Below are 15,717 nucleotides of genomic sequence, written 5' to 3'. Positions count from 1 at the left end.
CAGCACTCAACCCCTTTTAAACCAGGGATACTGGAAGCATAAAATATTGGATCGATGCCTAACTTCCTTTGCCCGATGAAATCATCTAAAGCTGCAAACCACATCCAAAAAATTGCACCCGGTCCACCTACTGTTAGGGCAATTGCAACCCCTGCCATATTCCCCGTACCAATTCTTGTTGCTGTTCCAATGGAAAAACGTGCATAGAGGAAATTTCCTTGCTTCCATCTTTTGTTTTAGGTGCTTTTTCAAAAATGGATCGAAAAATCTCTTTTAATAAGATTATTTGCATAAATTTCATTCTAACCGTAAAGTAAATCCCCAAGCCTACTAGCAATGCGACTAAAATATAAGTTCATAGGAAATCATTTAATGTATTCACTATGCTTTCTACCAAAGCCCTTTCCCTCTGAATATTTTTAATTGTTTGTCTTTCAGGCGCCTGCATAAATAATATAAAAAATGATATGATCAATCTATAGAATTTTTTTGATTACATCGATCGGATATACCGATTTAGGAGGTTGAAGAATTGGAAATTAAACAACTAATCATGTTTCAGACAGCATCAAAAGTACTAAACTTCACTAAAACTGCGCAAATTCTTGGTTATGCCCAATCTAGTATTACTGCAAATATATTGGCTTTGGAAGAAGAGTTAGGAACTCCTCTCTTCGAAAGACTTGGAAAAAGAGTCTTTTTAACAGAAGCTGGGGCATTTCTTCAGGAGTATGCAGACAAGATTTTGGGATTAACAGAAGAAGCTATAGAGGTTGTTGGCGGGATCAATGAACCAAGTGGTATCTTGAGAATATGTGCATCAGAAACACAATGTACTTACCGACTTCCTAACATCTTAAATGATTTTCAAACAAAGTATCCTAAAGTTGAACTTGTATTTCGCCCAGGAATATCCGAGAAGGATTTTTTAGATTTATTATTGGAAGGCCAAATTGATGTTGCGTTACTATCCATGAATCCTGTAACATCTACTCATTTAATTGTTAAAGAGTTAAAAGAAGAGTCAATGGCTATCGTATGCTGCCCATCAAACCCACTAAGTGAGAAACAGGAGGTCCTTCCTCTTGATCTAGATAACCAAAGATTGTTATTAACAGAAGAATGCGATTACAGATATGCATTTGAAAATTCATTGACACAGGTAGGCGCAAAACCAAGAAGTAAATTAGAATTAGCAGATGTAGAGGCAATTAAAAAATGTGTAATGGCGGGACTTGGAATTGCCATTCTTCCAGAGATCTCTGTAAAAAGAGAAATGATAGAAGGTAGTATTAAAAAAGTAAACTGGGGAGGGTCAGATTTTACTACCAAAATTCAATTATTTTGGCATAAAAACAAATGGATGTCCCCTGCTTTAAAAGCTTTTATTGGTTTAACAGAAGAATATATATTAACAAATGAGTAATTTAGCTATTTTTTATTTAAATAAGTATAGAGATTTTAAAAACAGGATTGTTAAGTTACAAAATGTTTGTAACTTAACAACCAAGAATTCTCTAAGGACTATTCGAGGATTTTAGATGTTGATAATCAATTACCTCTATCGCTGGATGATCCTTGATATTTCTCCCAAATAGAATTGGATCAATGCCAAAAGTTAATTTATCAATACCATAAATTTTACGTTTTTTACTATCACCAGTATGTAGGGTAACAGTGACAGAAACTACGTATGAATCGTTTCCGTACCCCCAAGAATACAAAAAAGCTAAATATCGAGCTCAACGCTTTTCTTTAAACAGCAGAACTTGGGGTAGCACGCCATGCCCATCAACTTAAGAATTTGGAATCACCTCAAAAGACTTTGTGCAAATTGCTCGCTTTTATCGTTTTGGGGGTAGTTTGTTTTTTTAGGTTGATGGCTATGGGGTAGAGTCAGGAAAATGCGCATTTACAACGATAAGCATTTTGATACAAGTCTTATGAGACATTATGCCTAATTTAGAGGTACTTTGAATGTGTCTCAATAGGTTCTACTCTATTGAGATTGTGAATGATAGTACTTAAACAATCGGGGCAGTTTAGTTAAATAAGAAAGCAAATTTAGTCAACTAGTATGTATAGCCAATATGTAACCTTAACTAATGATTCTTATAATGATAGAATTATTATATACATATATATCCATACAACCCTTAAATAGGCCTTTAAAAGGAGTGAGGCCAATTTGGTAGAGCTACATGAAGCAGTCCATCGACTTATATACCTAAAAGATATTGTAAAAATCCAGTCTCTGCTTAACTCATTAGAATTGAACAAAAAGCAGTTAGAAAAGGTAAATGAATTTCGTAAACAATGCAGGAATGACATAAAAGCTAAGGTTTTGAAAAGAAGACATGCTCATCTTATACATAGAAATTAATAGATTGGATTAGTTGGAAGGCCGTATGCGATGAAAATTGGACCTACGGTGTGACAGGGGAAAAGGGAGCGATAATTTCAAACCCTTACCTATCTGTATCATTAAGGATCACTAAAAATAATTAAACTATTTTATAAACACCGTAAACTAAATCAAAAGAAAAGAATCCATTTTGATTAATCTTTTTCAAAATGAACTCTTTTTATTTTCACTAATAGGGGGTTCAGGAGGTCCTTTTGATCAATCTTTATTTCAAAGCTACATCTGCGCCAAATAAAATGTAAAGTGATATTAACGTTTTTGATGAAATGATATTAAAGTACTTATGCATTCTAGTTAACAAATTATCCTTAAAATCGATTTATCGATCAATCATACCCTTTTGCAATAGAGGAAGAAATCATATAGTTTCTCCCTTGCATTGATTGATAAAAGACTAAAAGGAGATAATTAATCAAATACTAGAAGAAGCTTAAAGAAAAAAGCCGATTTTTCCTTTACTAAGGGAACCATCGGCTTATTTACATTTACGAAATTCGTTTGTTTGCATAATAGAGATGATTAGAATGAGGATGGAAGAAGGGAAGACAAGCAGGTAGATATAAGCTTTAAAATTTCTTATGAATACGACAATCCTTAATGTGACCATCATCCATCCGTTTGCTTTCTGAATAACAGGTAGGTATTTATTAAGTTTTCAGATTTTATTAAGAGACTGGGGCCATACTAGCGCAGTAAGGAGAAACGGTATGCTGATCAAGTGAATAGATGAGCAGAGGCATCATGCCTATTATTAAGATGCCGCTTTTGCTGGCCAGAATTAAGATAGACGAAAGGGTCAGTCCAATACAAGGTGACCAACTTAACCCAAAATGATGTCAAACAGTATAGAACGGGCAAAATTCACTCTATTTAAGGAAAAGAGAGTTTCATATAACATTCTACATTTTGTGAAAAATATTTTTGGTAAAATACGTTAATAGTATTTTATTTTCCAATATTTCAATAATATGTTATTGTTATTAATGAGTAACATTACTTTAAAGTAATAAAAATAGCAATGAAGGGAGCTCAAATGGTTAAAGAAAAAGGTTTAAAAGGAAAAGAGACTAAAGCACGTATTAAAGAAGCAGCAACATATGAATTTGCTACTCATGGATTTTATAACACAAAAGTAAGTGACATTGTTAAACGTGCAAACCTAACTCAGCCTGGGTTTTATCTCTATTTTTCTAGTAAAGATGCTATTTTTGATGAATTAGTCATGGATTTTCGAAATAAGTTACACATGTTGATTGAAACTCAACGTTTATCTCCAAAAATTGAAAAAGAAGACCTTACTCAACGAATCTTAATTTCCATAGAAATATTATTTCAATTTTTTATAGATAATCCAGATTTAACGAAAGTCGGTCTAATTCTTGCCCATGATTCAGAGTCTTTTAAAGGAAAAATAATTGAATTATTAGCAAACAATTTAAAGTATGAACAGCAATCCGGATATTTTCGTTCAAATTTGTCGATGGATATCACAGCTGTTTGTATCTTCGGGATGATTGAACAAATAATTACTTCATGCTTAATGAAAAATAAAAGTAGTCCAAAAATATTAGCAGAAGAAGTTGTGAACTTGGTGATAAATGGCATAGTTGATCAATCATAAGAATATTTAGCAAGCCTTCATTTTTGTTATCTTTTTTTCAACCTTTACAACGTTGATGTAGGGAAGAAATCCAACAAATTTGAAATGATTTAGGGAGTGAATTAGGAAATGATAATAAATATTTTACAGATTATCTTGGCGGCTTTTATAGGTTTAGGTGGAATAATTAAAGTAATGAGATTGAAATTTCAGGTCGAACATTGGAATGAGTACCAATATCCAATGTGGTTTATGACGGTTACTGGAGTTATGGAAATAATTGCTGCAATAGCAATTATTATTGGTTTCTGGAATCGTAGTTTTGCAATCATAGGTAGTTCAATAGTCATGGTATTTATGCTTGGTGCAATCTATACGCATATTTTTAAGGTTCAACAACCTCTAACTACGGCTATCCCTTCAACAATTTGTTTAATATTAGGTATTATTCTAATAGTCCGTTATTACAATAATTAAAAATTGAGGATGTGTTTTTATGTTAAGTCATTCAACATCTTGCTGCGTAGTTGGTGGTGGACCTGGAGGGGTTATGCTTGCTTTACTGTTGGCACGAAAAGGTATTCCAGTAACATTGATCGAACAGCACAAGTCGTTTAATAAGCTTCCGCGGAGAGGTTTTCCAGGAAATCCACCGCAGCACTGAAATCCTCGGCATAGATATCCGGCGAAACAGCATTCCGAGGCTGACCCTCACTCTCTCCCCAGAAAGACAAATCCAAGGACAAATTTACGAATCCCCGTTCAGCCATTTTAGTGGCATACAAATTCGCACTTTGTTCTTTTACTGCGCCCATAGGATGCCCGACAATGATCGCGGGATTTTTGGTGTTCTTCTTCAAACCTTTGGGTATAAAAAGATTCCCTACGACATTCATGTTGTATTGTTTTTTAAACTTAACCTTCTTCATGGTTACATTGTCGCTCTTGTAAAAGTTGTCTGCTCCATTGGACATGTCTGGCGTGTATGCAGCGCCAACGCCGGTCTGGGATGCAATGATGGTCACGGATAAAAGCAAGCCCAGTGCTATCACTGTGAGTACACGCCTGATAATAGATTTTTTTTTCATTTTTAAAACAACACCCTTTCTTATTTTGTTTTGAAAAAAATTCTTTTGTGACTACCATGGTGTACAATGACCTTGTTCAAAATGAAAGTATCATTGATTGATTAACAACATCTGTTAATAATTATTAAATAGAAACAGCTTGCTCTCAATGGTTAAATGAACGCAATTCGTTGATTACTCAACAAATCAATAAAAATTGTTGATTATTTTTAGGAAAGTTTGGTGACCGAACAATGCCGAAAGTAGACAGAAGAATAACCAAAAGCCAACAAGCCATTAAAAAGGCTCTCATTGAACTGATGTCTGAAAAAAGTTTTGATGACATTACCATTCAGGATATTGCAGACAGGGCAAATGTTAATCGAGGAACCATCTATCTTCATTACTGGATAAATTTGATCTATTAGACAAAATCATGGAAGAACATATAAACAACATGAGTAATTTTTGTGAATCGGCAACTGAAATGGATTATATCGAATCGACTGTACACTGTATGGAATACTTTAAGAGCAATTACTTATTCTTTTCGACGATGTTAGCTAGTGAAGGAGCTCCGTATTTTCGCAGTCAGTTCCTTAAGTTCAATATCGAAGAGTTCAAGAAAGATGTGGACGTAACAAAAGGGAAAAATTCCAATCAAAGTGAAGATGTAATGGTTCAATTTGTTGCAAATGCTTACGTAGGGGTAGTGGAATGGTGGTTAAAGAATGGAATGCCTTATCCACCTCGTGTCATGGCAGAAAAAGTGGGGGATTTGTTAGAGAGGATTGTATAATTACCCATAATGAGAAACGTTACTAGGATAGTGTTCTCTTGAAGAAAAGGGGTGTCTTTTAAGGCAGCTCTTTTCTTATGGAACAAAATGGCCAGATTAGGTGAAGGACTATTACATGAATAGTGGAATTATAATAAATGGAATATATTTTGAACTGTAGTCCAAGGTTCCTTAAAAGTTGCTTGATTTTAATAAGTTTAAATCAATTGCATAGTAAGGAGAATTTCAGTATGAAAATAAAATGGTTTGGACATTCTGCCTTTTTACTAACATCCGAAAGAGGAACCAGGATTCTTATTGATCCATATTATCGCTTCATCCGTTACCGTATGCCAAGCATTGAACCAGATATAGTTGCCGTTACACATAATCATTTCGATCATAATAAAATTCAAGCTGCAACAGGTGATTACTTGCTTGTGAATGAGCCGAAGGAATACATCCGCCAAGATGTAAGAATTAGTGGATTCAAGACATTTCACGACAAGGCAAATGGCGAGAAGAGAGGCCCCAATATTTTATATCGTTTCCAAATGGACGACCTAACTATCTGTCATTGCGGAGATTTAGGGCATCTATTATCAGAAGAACAAGTAAATGAAATTGGAAAAGTAGATATTCTCATCATTCCTGTAGGAGGTACAGTCACGATCAATGCAATAGAAGCTGCTCAGGTAATGCGTCAATTGAAATCTACTATTACGATCCCTATGCACTATAGAACAAAGGCATTGTCGGTTGTTGGCTTGATGTTTTCAAAGGTAGATAAGTTTCTTCAGATTTCCGGACAGCGAACAACCGAAGTTAAGACATTGGATATTTCCAAAGAGAATTTGTCGGAATATGCTGGTGTCGTTACCATGCTCTATGAATGATTGTAAGGCTGCGATGTGGATTTAATATACAATGATTGCGACGTCTAATAAATGTTGCGACAGAAGCATGAATGGATAAGATATCCTGTTAATAACCAAAGGACAGGTTAGTTCAAGAACAAAAAGGGAAGATACTAATCAATGATATTGAATCAATTAAGCTTCCTCTTTACGATATAAGGGGATAGAATATAAATAAAAAGGTGATGACAATAAAAAAAGTAAAAAGTATCCTATTCTTTGTTCTTGGTTCCATATCTCTTTTGATTGGCATTGCAGGGACTGTGTTACCAGTTCTGCCGGGCGGTCCGTTTTACTTATTTGCTGCCTTTTGCTTTGCTAAAAGTTCCAAGTCGATTGAAAACTGGTTCAAGAGCACCTCACTATATGAAAACTACGTTGAAGCATTCCTGCAAAAAAAGGGCATGACCCGAAGAGAGAAAATCAGAATCAATTTAATTGCCGATTTCTTCATCGTAATTTCTGTATTTTATGTGGACATCCTATTTGTGAAAATCTTATTGGTCGTGCTCGCCCTCTACAAACATTATTATTTCATCAAAAAAATTAAGACAATTGACCGAAACAGTTCGGAAAAAAGAGCTTTTTGAACCTTCAAATAAAGGAGTTGCTTCGGCAGCTCTTTTTCTAATGGAGCTACCGGGGCAGGGTTAGTTTATGAAGCATAGTTTGTACCGAAATATGTGGTAAAATTGTTTTACATAATAATCCATCAATTGTTTATTCATGAGAGAAAGGTTGATAAATAAATGTACCAATTTTTCACTTTAATTGCTGAAAACTTTATGCCTATTTTTTGTATTATATTTTGTTTAAATCTAGTCAGTATTATTAAAAAAGCAGTAGCACATGAAAGTACTGCAAAGAACACATTTTGGCTAACTGTATCTTTTATTCTTATAGCTTGGAGTATTTCTCTTTTTGCACCATTATACTGACCAGAATTTATAGCTTTAGTAATAAATATTTATATGAATTTGCCGTTGAGTAACTTCGGCTTTTTTAATACACAGTTTATGTCAACTCTACCAAAAGTCTGATAGAACTAAAAAGGTGCTTTACTTCAATAAGGGAGTTGCTTCGGCAGCTCTTTTTCTTATGGAGCTAACGGGGCAGTTTAAATGACAGGAGCTGATCAGCAGCTCCTTTTCTTAAAGAACTAAAGGGGGTAAAGGGGGGATAAAATGTTGAGGGATAAATAAATTAATGAACAACATAAATGATGATATTGAAAAGTGGATAAAAGCAGATGAAATTAGTTATCTATGGATTAGGGTTGACTGGATTAAGGTCAGTATTAGTTTGACACTTCCTGACTATTTTCATTCTTTGTGGTGAATCGCCGATTTTTGCGATTCATGGATGGCTAAGGGGCATGTTAGCTGAAGATCGGAGCTGTCTTTAAGGCAGCTTTTTCTTATGGGGGTACCGCCAAAAAGGTCGGGCAAATACTGCCCGACCTTTCAACTATACCCCACGACATAGTTTATAATACGAAACTATAAATATCATTCCTCAATATGTATGTAGATTGGTTTTACTTTGCAAATAAGTGGTTGCCTATTCTAATGACTGTTTCCCTTGTGAAAATCCATTCATCTGTTGCCGAGAACGGATTATAATAATAAACAGAACCATGAGTAGGATCCCAACCTTGTAATGCATCAATAACAGCTCGATAAGAATGGCTATTTGGGGTCAAATAATATTGCCCATCATGTACAGCTGTAAAAGCATTTGTCTGGAAAATAACATCGTAAGTATTTTTAGGAAAACCTGGCGTTGACATTCGGTTCAAAATTACTGCAGCGACAGCTACTTTTCCTTCATAAGTTTCTCCTCGAGCTTCTCCATGAACAACCCTGGCCATCATTTCAATACTATTTAATTTTTGTTGTGTTTGGAATCCAAAAACTCCATCCTGTAATATTCCAGAATCTAGTTGAAGTTGTTTCACTGCTTGATCAGTAATTGAACCATAATACCCTGTTGGTTGCCTGTTAAAGTAACCCATTTTCTTTAAATTTTCTTGTAAGTCATAAACTGCTTGTCCTTGACTTCCATTGTGTAAAATTTCTTGAGCAAAGATTGAATTGGGTATAAAAAACATGAAACAAATAAAAACAACAAACGACATTTTTTTTACATTTAACATCAAACGATACCACATCCTTCGATTCATTTTCCCTACTATTCTACTTTATCATACAAGAAAAATAGATTTATCTTACATTGTTCCTATTTTAAACCAAAAATTGAGGAAATTTTCAGACAAATTTATCTGTTTATTGGGGTACTGCCCTATCGCAATCAAGCTAAGTAAAAGGATTATACCCAAAACGAAAAATTAAGCTATTCTTTCTGTAAATGCTGCTGAATATAGCTTTTTTCGTTTTGGGGTATAAAGAAATTTTAACTTGATGGGAATGCTACAAGACCCCTTATGGAGCTACCGGGGCAGGGGAGTAGAACATGAACAAAGGGGAATCCCAAGCAACTATATTCAGAAGGCATGGTTTCTTACCATCGGTTCGAGAACATAGTGCCAACATGCATTAAGTGGATTCCTCTGTAACACTCATATGCTTAGACGTAGTGTTGCTGACAAATGGTAGTCTGTTATAGGATAATGGTGATAGATATTTGATGGGCACAATATTAAGGGGAAACTCCATAAGGAAGGAAGTGCTAAACGATGAATTTAGAAATGGTCATGCAGGAGCTCGAAGCCCTTGGCAAGGAACGAACTAAAAAAATGTACATATCCAATGGTGCGCATGAGCCGCTCTTTGGCGTGGCGACAGGCGCCATGAAACCAATTGTAAGGAAAATAAAAATAAATCAGAGTTTAGCTGAAGAGCTTTATGCGACAGGCAACTATGATGCAATGTACTTTGCAGGCATTATTGCAGACCCAAAAGCCATGACTGAGTCGGATTATGATCGCTGGATGGATGCTGCGTATTTTTATATGCTGTCCGATTATGTAGTGGCTGTAACTTTATCAGAGTCAGATATTGCACAAGAAGTTTCTGATAAATGGATTGCAAGCGGTGAAGAGCTGAGAATGTCAGCCGGCTGGAGTTGCTACTGTTGGCTTTTAGGGAATCGACAAGACGTTGAATTTTCAGAAAGCAAGATTTCCAATATGCTTGACCTTGTGAAAAATACGATTCACGATTCGCCAGAACGGACGAAATCCGCTATGAATAACTTTCTATACACCGTGGGGATTTCATATTTGCCGCTCCATGAAAAGGCAGTCGAGACCGCAAAGGAAATAGGAATCGTAGAAGTCAAACGGGACAAGAAAAAAAGCAGTTTTCTGAATGCTTACGAAAGTATTCAAAAAGAAGTCGGTAAAGGAAAGCTTGGTTTTAAACGCAAGCATGTAAGATGTTAAAATTAGTCTCGCAAAATTGAAGCGTAATTTCAATAATGGAGGTTGCTTCGGCAGCCTTTTTCATTGTTGATGAACCAATTCACAATAAATGTGGGTGAATTATACTTGAAGCCATTTCAACTAAATGAAAAAACAAGATCTTTTCTATCGGAATATCAATTATTTGAAGATGATTTGATACAACAAGTGCAGTTGGTAAACAGCCTCCAATTTATCTTCCCAATGATCCTTGTTAAGCTAACAGGTTCGATACTTCATTACAGGAGCTGATCAGCAGCTCCTTTTCTAATGGAACTATCGGGGCAGTTTAGTTTAATAAGACTTTTAGAATCAAACTATCTTTTGAAACCTTTTTAGAAAAATCTCGTATACAGATTTAGGAAAATGTATTTTAGAAATGGGAGGAACAGGTTATGTTAGGGGATATTATATATCAAGTTATTGTTTTCGGAGGTATAGCATTAATTTTAGGTGTTTTAGGTTATTTATTTTTTAAGAGGACCAAGAAAAGCTAATTAAATTTCTAATTCAAGTAACGGGTGCGTTAGCTGAAGATCGGAGCTGTCTTTAAGGCAGCTCTTTTTTTAAAATTTTATTATGTTTTAATGGGAGATAGAGGGAGGGGGAATTTCAATGAGTAAAGCAATTATTTTTGATATGGATGGAACCTTATTTCAAACGAATTTAATTTTAGAACCTGCCCTAGAAGAAACATTTGATGTACTACGAAAAGAAAATTTATGGGATACAAAAACGCCGATTGAACAATATAGGGAAATTATGGGTGTGCCTATACCGGTTGTATGGGAAACACTTTGCCCAAACCACTCACTAGAAATACGAGTAAAGAGCAATGAGATTTTTCATAAAAAGCTTATAGAACTAATCCAAGCACAAAAAGGTGCATTATATGCTGATGTGGAGAGAACATTAAATGAGTTAAGTAAAAAGTATCCCTTATTTATTGCCAGCAATGGACAGATAGAATATTTACAAGCAATTGTAGAAACTTATAATTTGGATAGATTTATTCAAAGTACATATAGTATTCAACTAATTAAATCTGGACATAAATCAGATTTAGTGCAAATGGTGAAAAATAAAAATCAAATTGAAAATGGTTACGTTGTCGGAGACCGTTCTTCAGATATATCTGCTGCTAAGGATAATGAACTTATTGCCGTTGGTGTGAACTTTGACTTTGCTCAAGAAGATGAATTAAAACAAGCTGATTTTGTAGTGAATAATTTCAAAGAAATCTTAGAGTTTGTTTAAACTCAAAAAGCCGCCAATTGGCGGCTTTTTGAAAGTGCGATTCTAGCATTATCACCATTCGGATTAAAGTGAAAAAATACCCTTAATGAACTATCGGGGCAGATTAGTTGAATCAGGGAAATGGTTTGTTTATGGTAAAATAAATAAGGAAAGGGAACTTGTACCTTTTTAGTTGGTATTAAAAGTAGCAAGACATAAAATGGTCCTTTGGGGGTGAAAAGGTGGATTATGGATTATTGGTTATTGGTATAGCTCTTTTACTTATATCGTACTTAGTAGCTGTGAAAAAACAAACCTGGTTGTTAGCAGGGTTTAATGAAAAAATGATAAAAAATAAGTCTTTATTAGGTACAGTGACAGGTGGAACTTTTTTTCTACCGTTAGGATTGTTAGTAGTTTTCAATAGTTTTATTGACTATCCTTATGAATTTACGATTCTTATAATTGCTATGTTGCTTTTATTAACAATTGTATATGTTTTTATCAATAGAAGGTTACTTGACTGAAAGGTGCTATAGCTTTAATGAGCTGTGACGATCTCGATCAGCTCTTTTTCTTATGCAACTATCGGGGCAGTTTAGTTCAATAACAGTTGCAGAAATCAGTATGAAATCCTTACTTCAATGCAGGAAGAAAGGATTTTTTGTTGAACAAATAAAATTAGAGTATTATGGGATTTCTTGCGTGAATGGAGAGGTTAATATGTCGTTTATGATGGTCAAAAAAGAATTTAAGCTTGTTGGATTAAAAGGTAGTGGGGAGTTTGTTAACTTTGGTAATGAAGTACCCTTGCTTGCAAAGCAACTATTAAGTCGCTCAAACGAAATACTAAATCCAACAGAGACCGAAGTTGCATTATTTGAGCCTAAAAAGGATGAGGAGCATAGGATAGGTCATTATTATGTAGGGTTAATTGTGAGTGAGAAATTAAATGAAGTACCAACAGGAATGGATTATATTGAAATAAATAAAAGTTACATAACTACAAGAGGACATATATCTAATTTGGGAGAACTTCATTTAAATTTATTGAATTGGGCAGAAGAACAAGGTTATCAAAGAGATCTCGATTCTTATATTATCGAGACATATCACCTTATGGGGGAAGGAGATGAAGAAGTACAGATTTATTTACCAATTCAAGCTGAAAAGACAAATCAAAAATCTTCTTCAACTTAACCAGCTAATAGTTTGTCAATATTTTTCATTAAACTTCTTTTGCGAGAGCATCTATCTCTGTCTCTAACTTCGATAGGTGCTCTTTGTATTGAAGAATAATGTTTATAAAAATACTAAGACTCAACATATGACTCTGATACAAAGTCTTTTCAAACGGATTTCGGTTTGCTGCAGCTTTGAGTTCAATAGCTTTTTCATTAGCACATCTGTATGAGCGACTTTTACATAATTGAGCGATTTTGTCAGCTATTGTTTCTAAACTTGTCTCTAATATGTCTTCAGATGAGGGAAACTCTGAAAGAGTTAAGAATGATACTACTGAATATAAGTCACCGAAAACCCCTCTATATCCGGGGAAGACTTGGTCCAAAATGGCTTGAAATTGTAGCTTTGTATGGATCAATACTCCAGTTATATTCTCGTGCTGTCTTGTAAGATTCCGAAGGTTTAATAGTTGAACTCCACGTTTTTTATATGGCTCTAGGTCTTCTTTATAAAACAGCTCGCAGAGCTGGTAAGCATCAACCGCATCTGTCTTTACTTTCCTAAGACTTGAACTTTTAGCCTTATAAGAAATCAGTGGATTAATGATGATCAATAAATACCCACGGTCCTCCAAGTATTGAACAACAGAGGAATGATAATGTCCTGTTGCTTCAAGGACGATAGGTGGTTTCTTACCTGTTTCTCTCCTTACTTCATCCAGAAATTTTTCAAGTAAACCAAGACCGTAGGAAGGGTCAAGGCAATATCTGTAACAAACTAACATTCCAATGAAACCAACAGCTCGAATCAATAGTATTTGCCAGTGGTTTAATCTAAAATTAGGACCACTTAGATAACTTTCTAGGGTTGTATAATAGCCGACTAGTGAAATAAAGAGCACTGTTGAAATAATATAGCAAATAGGTAAGTCTTTTTTATTAAATATTACTCCAATTTTAATAAAATAAGAGAAAACAGACCCCTCAGGTTTCTTATTTGCATCCCTTGGTATAAAATAGGCGATTAATATAGCGGATATAAAAAGGACAGACTTTGCAAGGAGAGAAGTCTGTCAAAAAACATATCAAGTTAATCAATCAACTCTTCGGTCTTACCTCATAGTAGTAGATTCCGTTAGGGATACACTGCTATTTCGTATTTACATATTATTTGCACCAGAACCCATCTTACCATTATGATCTTAATACCATTACTATTTGGGTCCGTCCTCGGCCCCAAACCCTTATTAGAAAGCAAAGCAAGTACAACCAATACCCCATTTAGTTCCATCTTTTCCTATTACGGTATGAGTGTGTTGATGGAGAGGGTTACTGCAACTATGTTTGTGATCATGGGCATCGTGAGAAAGTATATTGTCGGCTAGGTTAGCACCACCATAACCATAAACTCCCGTCGGTGACCAATCAGGTGATGCTGGCGGCAATTCAGGTGATAAATTTTTAAATTCATCATTTCCATAAACAACCTGCCCACCCATAATGGTGAGTAATGATTCAAGGTCTTTGATTTCTTCTTCTGGCACAGTAAAGTAGTCAGCAGACAATACAGCAATATCAGCAAACTGACCTACTGCAAGGGTACCCTTTTTATCTTCATCGCCGGAGAACCACGCACTTCCTTTGGAATATAGTTCCAGAGCTACTTTTCTGTCAAGTTTATTCTTTTCATCATATATCGAAAGACCACCAATGGTTTTTCCTGCAACCATCCAGTAAAGAGCAACCCAAGGGTTATAGCTGGAAACCCTCGTTGCATCACTACCGGCGCCAACAGGTATACCCAGGTCTAGCATACGATAAATCGGAGGAGTATGCTTTGCAGCTTCCTTTCCGTATAAATCAACAAAGTATTCACCTTGGAAAGCCATGCGGTCTTGGATGGCAATACCGCCATTTAAAGCCTTAACACGTTCCATACTACGATCTGAGATTGTTTCTGCATGGTCAAACCACCAGCGTAAACCATTAAATGGAATTTCTCTGTTGACTTCCTCAAAAACATTTAAGAAACGTGTTATTGACTCGTCATAAGTTGCATGTAAACGGAATGGCCAACGGTTTTCCACCAATAGAGAAATTACTTTCTTTAAGTCAGCTTCCATCACCGTAGCTAGGTCGGGCCGGGGCATTTGAAATTTTTCAAAATCGGCTGCCGAGAATACTAACATTTCTCCGGCACCATTCATTTTATACTTATCATTTCCTTGACCAGGAGAAACAATTTTTGCCCATGAAGCAAAGTCTTCATATTCATGATCTGGATTTTGCGTAAATAGATTATAAGCAATACGCAAAGTTAATTGATCCTTCTCGGCTAAATGTTCAACAACTTTGTAATCATCAGGATAATTTTGGAATCCGCCACCTGCGTCAATGGCACTTGTGATACCTAATCTATTTAATTCGCGCATAAAATGGCGAGTTGAGTTAATCTGGTCGTCAATATTAAGTACTGGAGCTCTACCCAAACTTGAATATAGAATAGAAGCGTTAGGATTAGCAATTAAAAGACCCGTTGGATTACCTCGTTTATCCCGCTGAATTAAACAGCCCGGAGGGTCTGGGGTATCTTTTGTGTATCCCAGTGCACGCAGCCCTGCTCGATTTACAAGTGCTCTATCATAAAGATGTAGCACAAAGACAGGCGTGTCTTCAGAAACAGCATTAATCTCTTCCAAAGTTGGCATCCGTCTTTCTTTAAACTGAAATTCAGACCAACCTCCAACTACTCTTACCCACTGAGGAGCAGGTGTACGCCTTGCCTGCTCTCTAAGCATTTCCAGAGCAATAGCAAGTGATGGCACACCTTCCCAGCGCAATTCCATATTATAATGAAGACCGCCACGAATAACGTGTATATGAGAGTCATTCAAGCCCGGAATAGCTCTCTTTCTTTTAAGGTCTATTTTTTTGGTTTTTTCTATGGCACTATCTAGAAGCTCATCTCCACCTACCGCAGTGATTAAACCATCAGTTATGGCGATAGCCGATACCTCAGGTTGAGATGGGTCAAGAGTAGTGATTTTTCCGTTATATAAAATCATATCCGGTAAATTCATGTTCACACC

At 35.6% G+C, this 15,717-nt stretch carries 14 protein-coding genes and 4 pseudogenes; 13 read left to right on the top strand and 5 right to left on the bottom strand.

The window, feature by feature from the left end; genetic code table 11:
* Positions 1–86: 86 nt before the first annotated feature.
* Positions 87–349: pseudogene (locus ACIQ0C_RS07940) on the bottom strand (alanine:cation symporter family protein); the annotation flags it as partial.
* Positions 350–532: 183 nt separating this feature from the next.
* Between ACIQ0C_RS07940 and ACIQ0C_RS07935 the strand changes: the two are divergent.
* The 4 genes from ACIQ0C_RS07935 (at position 533) to ACIQ0C_RS07915 (ending at position 4,689) form a co-directional block, all read left to right on the top strand.
* Entirely contained in the window at positions 533–1,426 is an 894-nt protein-coding gene (locus ACIQ0C_RS07935) for a LysR family transcriptional regulator (RefSeq protein ID WP_403058809.1), read from the top strand.
* Positions 1,427–3,458: 2,032 nt separating this feature from the next.
* Entirely contained in the window at positions 3,459–4,046 is a 588-nt protein-coding gene (locus tag ACIQ0C_RS07925; RefSeq protein WP_403058807.1) for a TetR/AcrR family transcriptional regulator, read from the top strand.
* A gap of 108 nt (positions 4,047–4,154) precedes the next feature.
* Entirely contained in the window at positions 4,155–4,502 is a 348-nt protein-coding gene (locus tag ACIQ0C_RS07920; RefSeq protein ID WP_403058805.1) for a DoxX family protein, read from the top strand.
* Between the two features lie 19 nt (positions 4,503–4,521).
* Complete coding sequence (locus ACIQ0C_RS07915) at positions 4,522–4,689, top strand: FAD-dependent monooxygenase (RefSeq protein WP_403058803.1); 168 nt, start codon at positions 4,522–4,524, stop codon at positions 4,687–4,689.
* Here the strand turns inward: ACIQ0C_RS07915 and ACIQ0C_RS07910 are convergent.
* Positions 4,640–5,113 carry an alpha/beta hydrolase gene (locus tag ACIQ0C_RS07910; protein WP_403058801.1) on the bottom strand — a complete coding sequence of 158 codons (474 nt, stop codon included), beginning with the start codon at positions 5,111–5,113 and terminating at the stop codon, positions 4,640–4,642. The two genes, ACIQ0C_RS07915 and ACIQ0C_RS07910, sit on opposite strands and share 50 nt — an antisense overlap.
* 233 nt (positions 5,114–5,346) lie before the next feature.
* Between ACIQ0C_RS07910 and ACIQ0C_RS07905 the strand changes: the two are divergent.
* From ACIQ0C_RS07905 to ACIQ0C_RS07895, 3 genes and pseudogenes are all read left to right on the top strand, one after another.
* Positions 5,347–5,891, top strand: a pseudogene (locus tag ACIQ0C_RS07905) (TetR/AcrR family transcriptional regulator).
* Between the two features lie 230 nt (positions 5,892–6,121).
* On the top strand, positions 6,122–6,766 hold the full coding sequence (locus ACIQ0C_RS07900; protein WP_403058799.1) for an MBL fold metallo-hydrolase: 645 nt from the start codon (positions 6,122–6,124) through the stop codon (positions 6,764–6,766).
* Positions 6,767–6,972: 206 nt separating this feature from the next.
* A complete protein-coding gene (locus ACIQ0C_RS07895; RefSeq protein ID WP_403058797.1) occupies positions 6,973–7,377 on the top strand; it encodes a YbaN family protein in 405 nt (134 codons plus the stop codon).
* A gap of 947 nt (positions 7,378–8,324) precedes the next feature.
* Here the strand turns inward: ACIQ0C_RS07895 and ACIQ0C_RS07890 are convergent.
* Positions 8,325–8,942 carry a cell wall hydrolase gene (locus ACIQ0C_RS07890; protein ID WP_403058795.1) on the bottom strand — a complete coding sequence of 206 codons (618 nt, stop codon included), beginning with the start codon at positions 8,940–8,942 and terminating at the stop codon, positions 8,325–8,327.
* A 540-nt stretch (positions 8,943–9,482) separates the two neighbouring features.
* Here ACIQ0C_RS07890 and ACIQ0C_RS07885 point away from each other — a divergent pair.
* From ACIQ0C_RS07885 to ACIQ0C_RS07865, 5 genes are all read left to right on the top strand, one after another.
* Positions 9,483–10,190 (top strand): DNA alkylation repair protein, encoded by a 708-nt coding sequence (locus tag ACIQ0C_RS07885; protein WP_403058793.1) that lies wholly within the window; start codon positions 9,483–9,485, stop codon positions 10,188–10,190.
* Positions 10,191–10,603: 413 nt separating this feature from the next.
* Positions 10,604–10,705: an LPXTG cell wall anchor domain-containing protein gene (locus ACIQ0C_RS07880; protein WP_096341107.1), complete on the top strand. Its 102-nt coding sequence runs from the start codon at positions 10,604–10,606 to the stop codon at positions 10,703–10,705.
* A 118-nt stretch (positions 10,706–10,823) separates the two neighbouring features.
* On the top strand, positions 10,824–11,465 hold the full coding sequence (locus ACIQ0C_RS07875) for an HAD hydrolase-like protein (RefSeq protein ID WP_403058791.1): 642 nt from the start codon (positions 10,824–10,826) through the stop codon (positions 11,463–11,465).
* A 221-nt stretch (positions 11,466–11,686) separates the two neighbouring features.
* Complete coding sequence (locus tag ACIQ0C_RS07870) at positions 11,687–11,971, top strand: DUF3784 domain-containing protein (protein WP_403058789.1); 285 nt, start codon at positions 11,687–11,689, stop codon at positions 11,969–11,971.
* Between the two features lie 196 nt (positions 11,972–12,167).
* Entirely contained in the window at positions 12,168–12,644 is a 477-nt protein-coding gene (locus ACIQ0C_RS07865; RefSeq protein WP_403058787.1) for a GyrI-like domain-containing protein, read from the top strand.
* A gap of 31 nt (positions 12,645–12,675) precedes the next feature.
* Here the strand turns inward: ACIQ0C_RS07865 and ACIQ0C_RS07860 are convergent.
* Positions 12,676–13,374: pseudogene (locus ACIQ0C_RS07860) on the bottom strand (IS110 family transposase); the annotation flags it as partial.
* A gap of 296 nt (positions 13,375–13,670) precedes the next feature.
* Here ACIQ0C_RS07860 and ACIQ0C_RS27250 point away from each other — a divergent pair.
* A pseudogene (locus ACIQ0C_RS27250) lies at positions 13,671–13,751 on the top strand (IS6 family transposase); the annotation flags it as partial.
* Positions 13,752–13,875: 124 nt separating this feature from the next.
* Here the strand turns inward: ACIQ0C_RS27250 and ACIQ0C_RS07855 are convergent.
* Positions 13,876–15,708 (bottom strand): amidohydrolase, encoded by a 1,833-nt coding sequence (locus tag ACIQ0C_RS07855; RefSeq protein ID WP_403058785.1) that lies wholly within the window; start codon positions 15,706–15,708, stop codon positions 13,876–13,878.
* Positions 15,709–15,717 lie beyond the last annotated feature (9 nt).

This window comes from Peribacillus sp. NPDC096448 (assembly GCF_044762675.1).
GTDB lineage: Bacteria > Bacillota > Bacilli > Bacillales > DSM-1321 > Peribacillus > Peribacillus frigoritolerans_B.
The sequence above is the reverse complement of the archived record's forward strand: the minus strand, read 5'-3'. Positions and strand labels throughout refer to the sequence as shown.

Bases quoted from the DNA above. Each gene is read 5' to 3' on its own strand.
- ACIQ0C_RS07865 (WP_403058787.1), top strand. From the start codon at position 12,168: ATGTCGTTTATGATGGTCAAAAAAGAATTTAAGCTTGTTGGATTAAAA.
- ACIQ0C_RS07855 (WP_403058785.1), bottom strand. From the start codon at position 15,708: ATGAATTTACCGGATATGATTTTATATAACGGAAAAATCACTACTCTT.
- ACIQ0C_RS07880 (WP_096341107.1), top strand. From the start codon at position 10,604: ATGTTAGGGGATATTATATATCAAGTTATTGTTTTCGGAGGTATAGCA.
- ACIQ0C_RS07895 (WP_403058797.1), top strand. From the start codon at position 6,973: ATGACAATAAAAAAAGTAAAAAGTATCCTATTCTTTGTTCTTGGTTCC.
- ACIQ0C_RS07900 (WP_403058799.1), top strand. From the start codon at position 6,122: ATGAAAATAAAATGGTTTGGACATTCTGCCTTTTTACTAACATCCGAA.
- ACIQ0C_RS07885 (WP_403058793.1), top strand. From the start codon at position 9,483: ATGAATTTAGAAATGGTCATGCAGGAGCTCGAAGCCCTTGGCAAGGAA.
- ACIQ0C_RS07910 (WP_403058801.1), bottom strand. From the start codon at position 5,113: ATGAAAAAAAAATCTATTATCAGGCGTGTACTCACAGTGATAGCACTG.
- ACIQ0C_RS07920 (WP_403058805.1), top strand. From the start codon at position 4,155: ATGATAATAAATATTTTACAGATTATCTTGGCGGCTTTTATAGGTTTA.
- ACIQ0C_RS07925 (WP_403058807.1), top strand. From the start codon at position 3,459: ATGGTTAAAGAAAAAGGTTTAAAAGGAAAAGAGACTAAAGCACGTATT.
- ACIQ0C_RS07875 (WP_403058791.1), top strand. From the start codon at position 10,824: ATGAGTAAAGCAATTATTTTTGATATGGATGGAACCTTATTTCAAACG.
- ACIQ0C_RS07915 (WP_403058803.1), top strand. From the start codon at position 4,522: ATGTTAAGTCATTCAACATCTTGCTGCGTAGTTGGTGGTGGACCTGGA.
- ACIQ0C_RS07890 (WP_403058795.1), bottom strand. From the start codon at position 8,942: ATGTTAAATGTAAAAAAAATGTCGTTTGTTGTTTTTATTTGTTTCATG.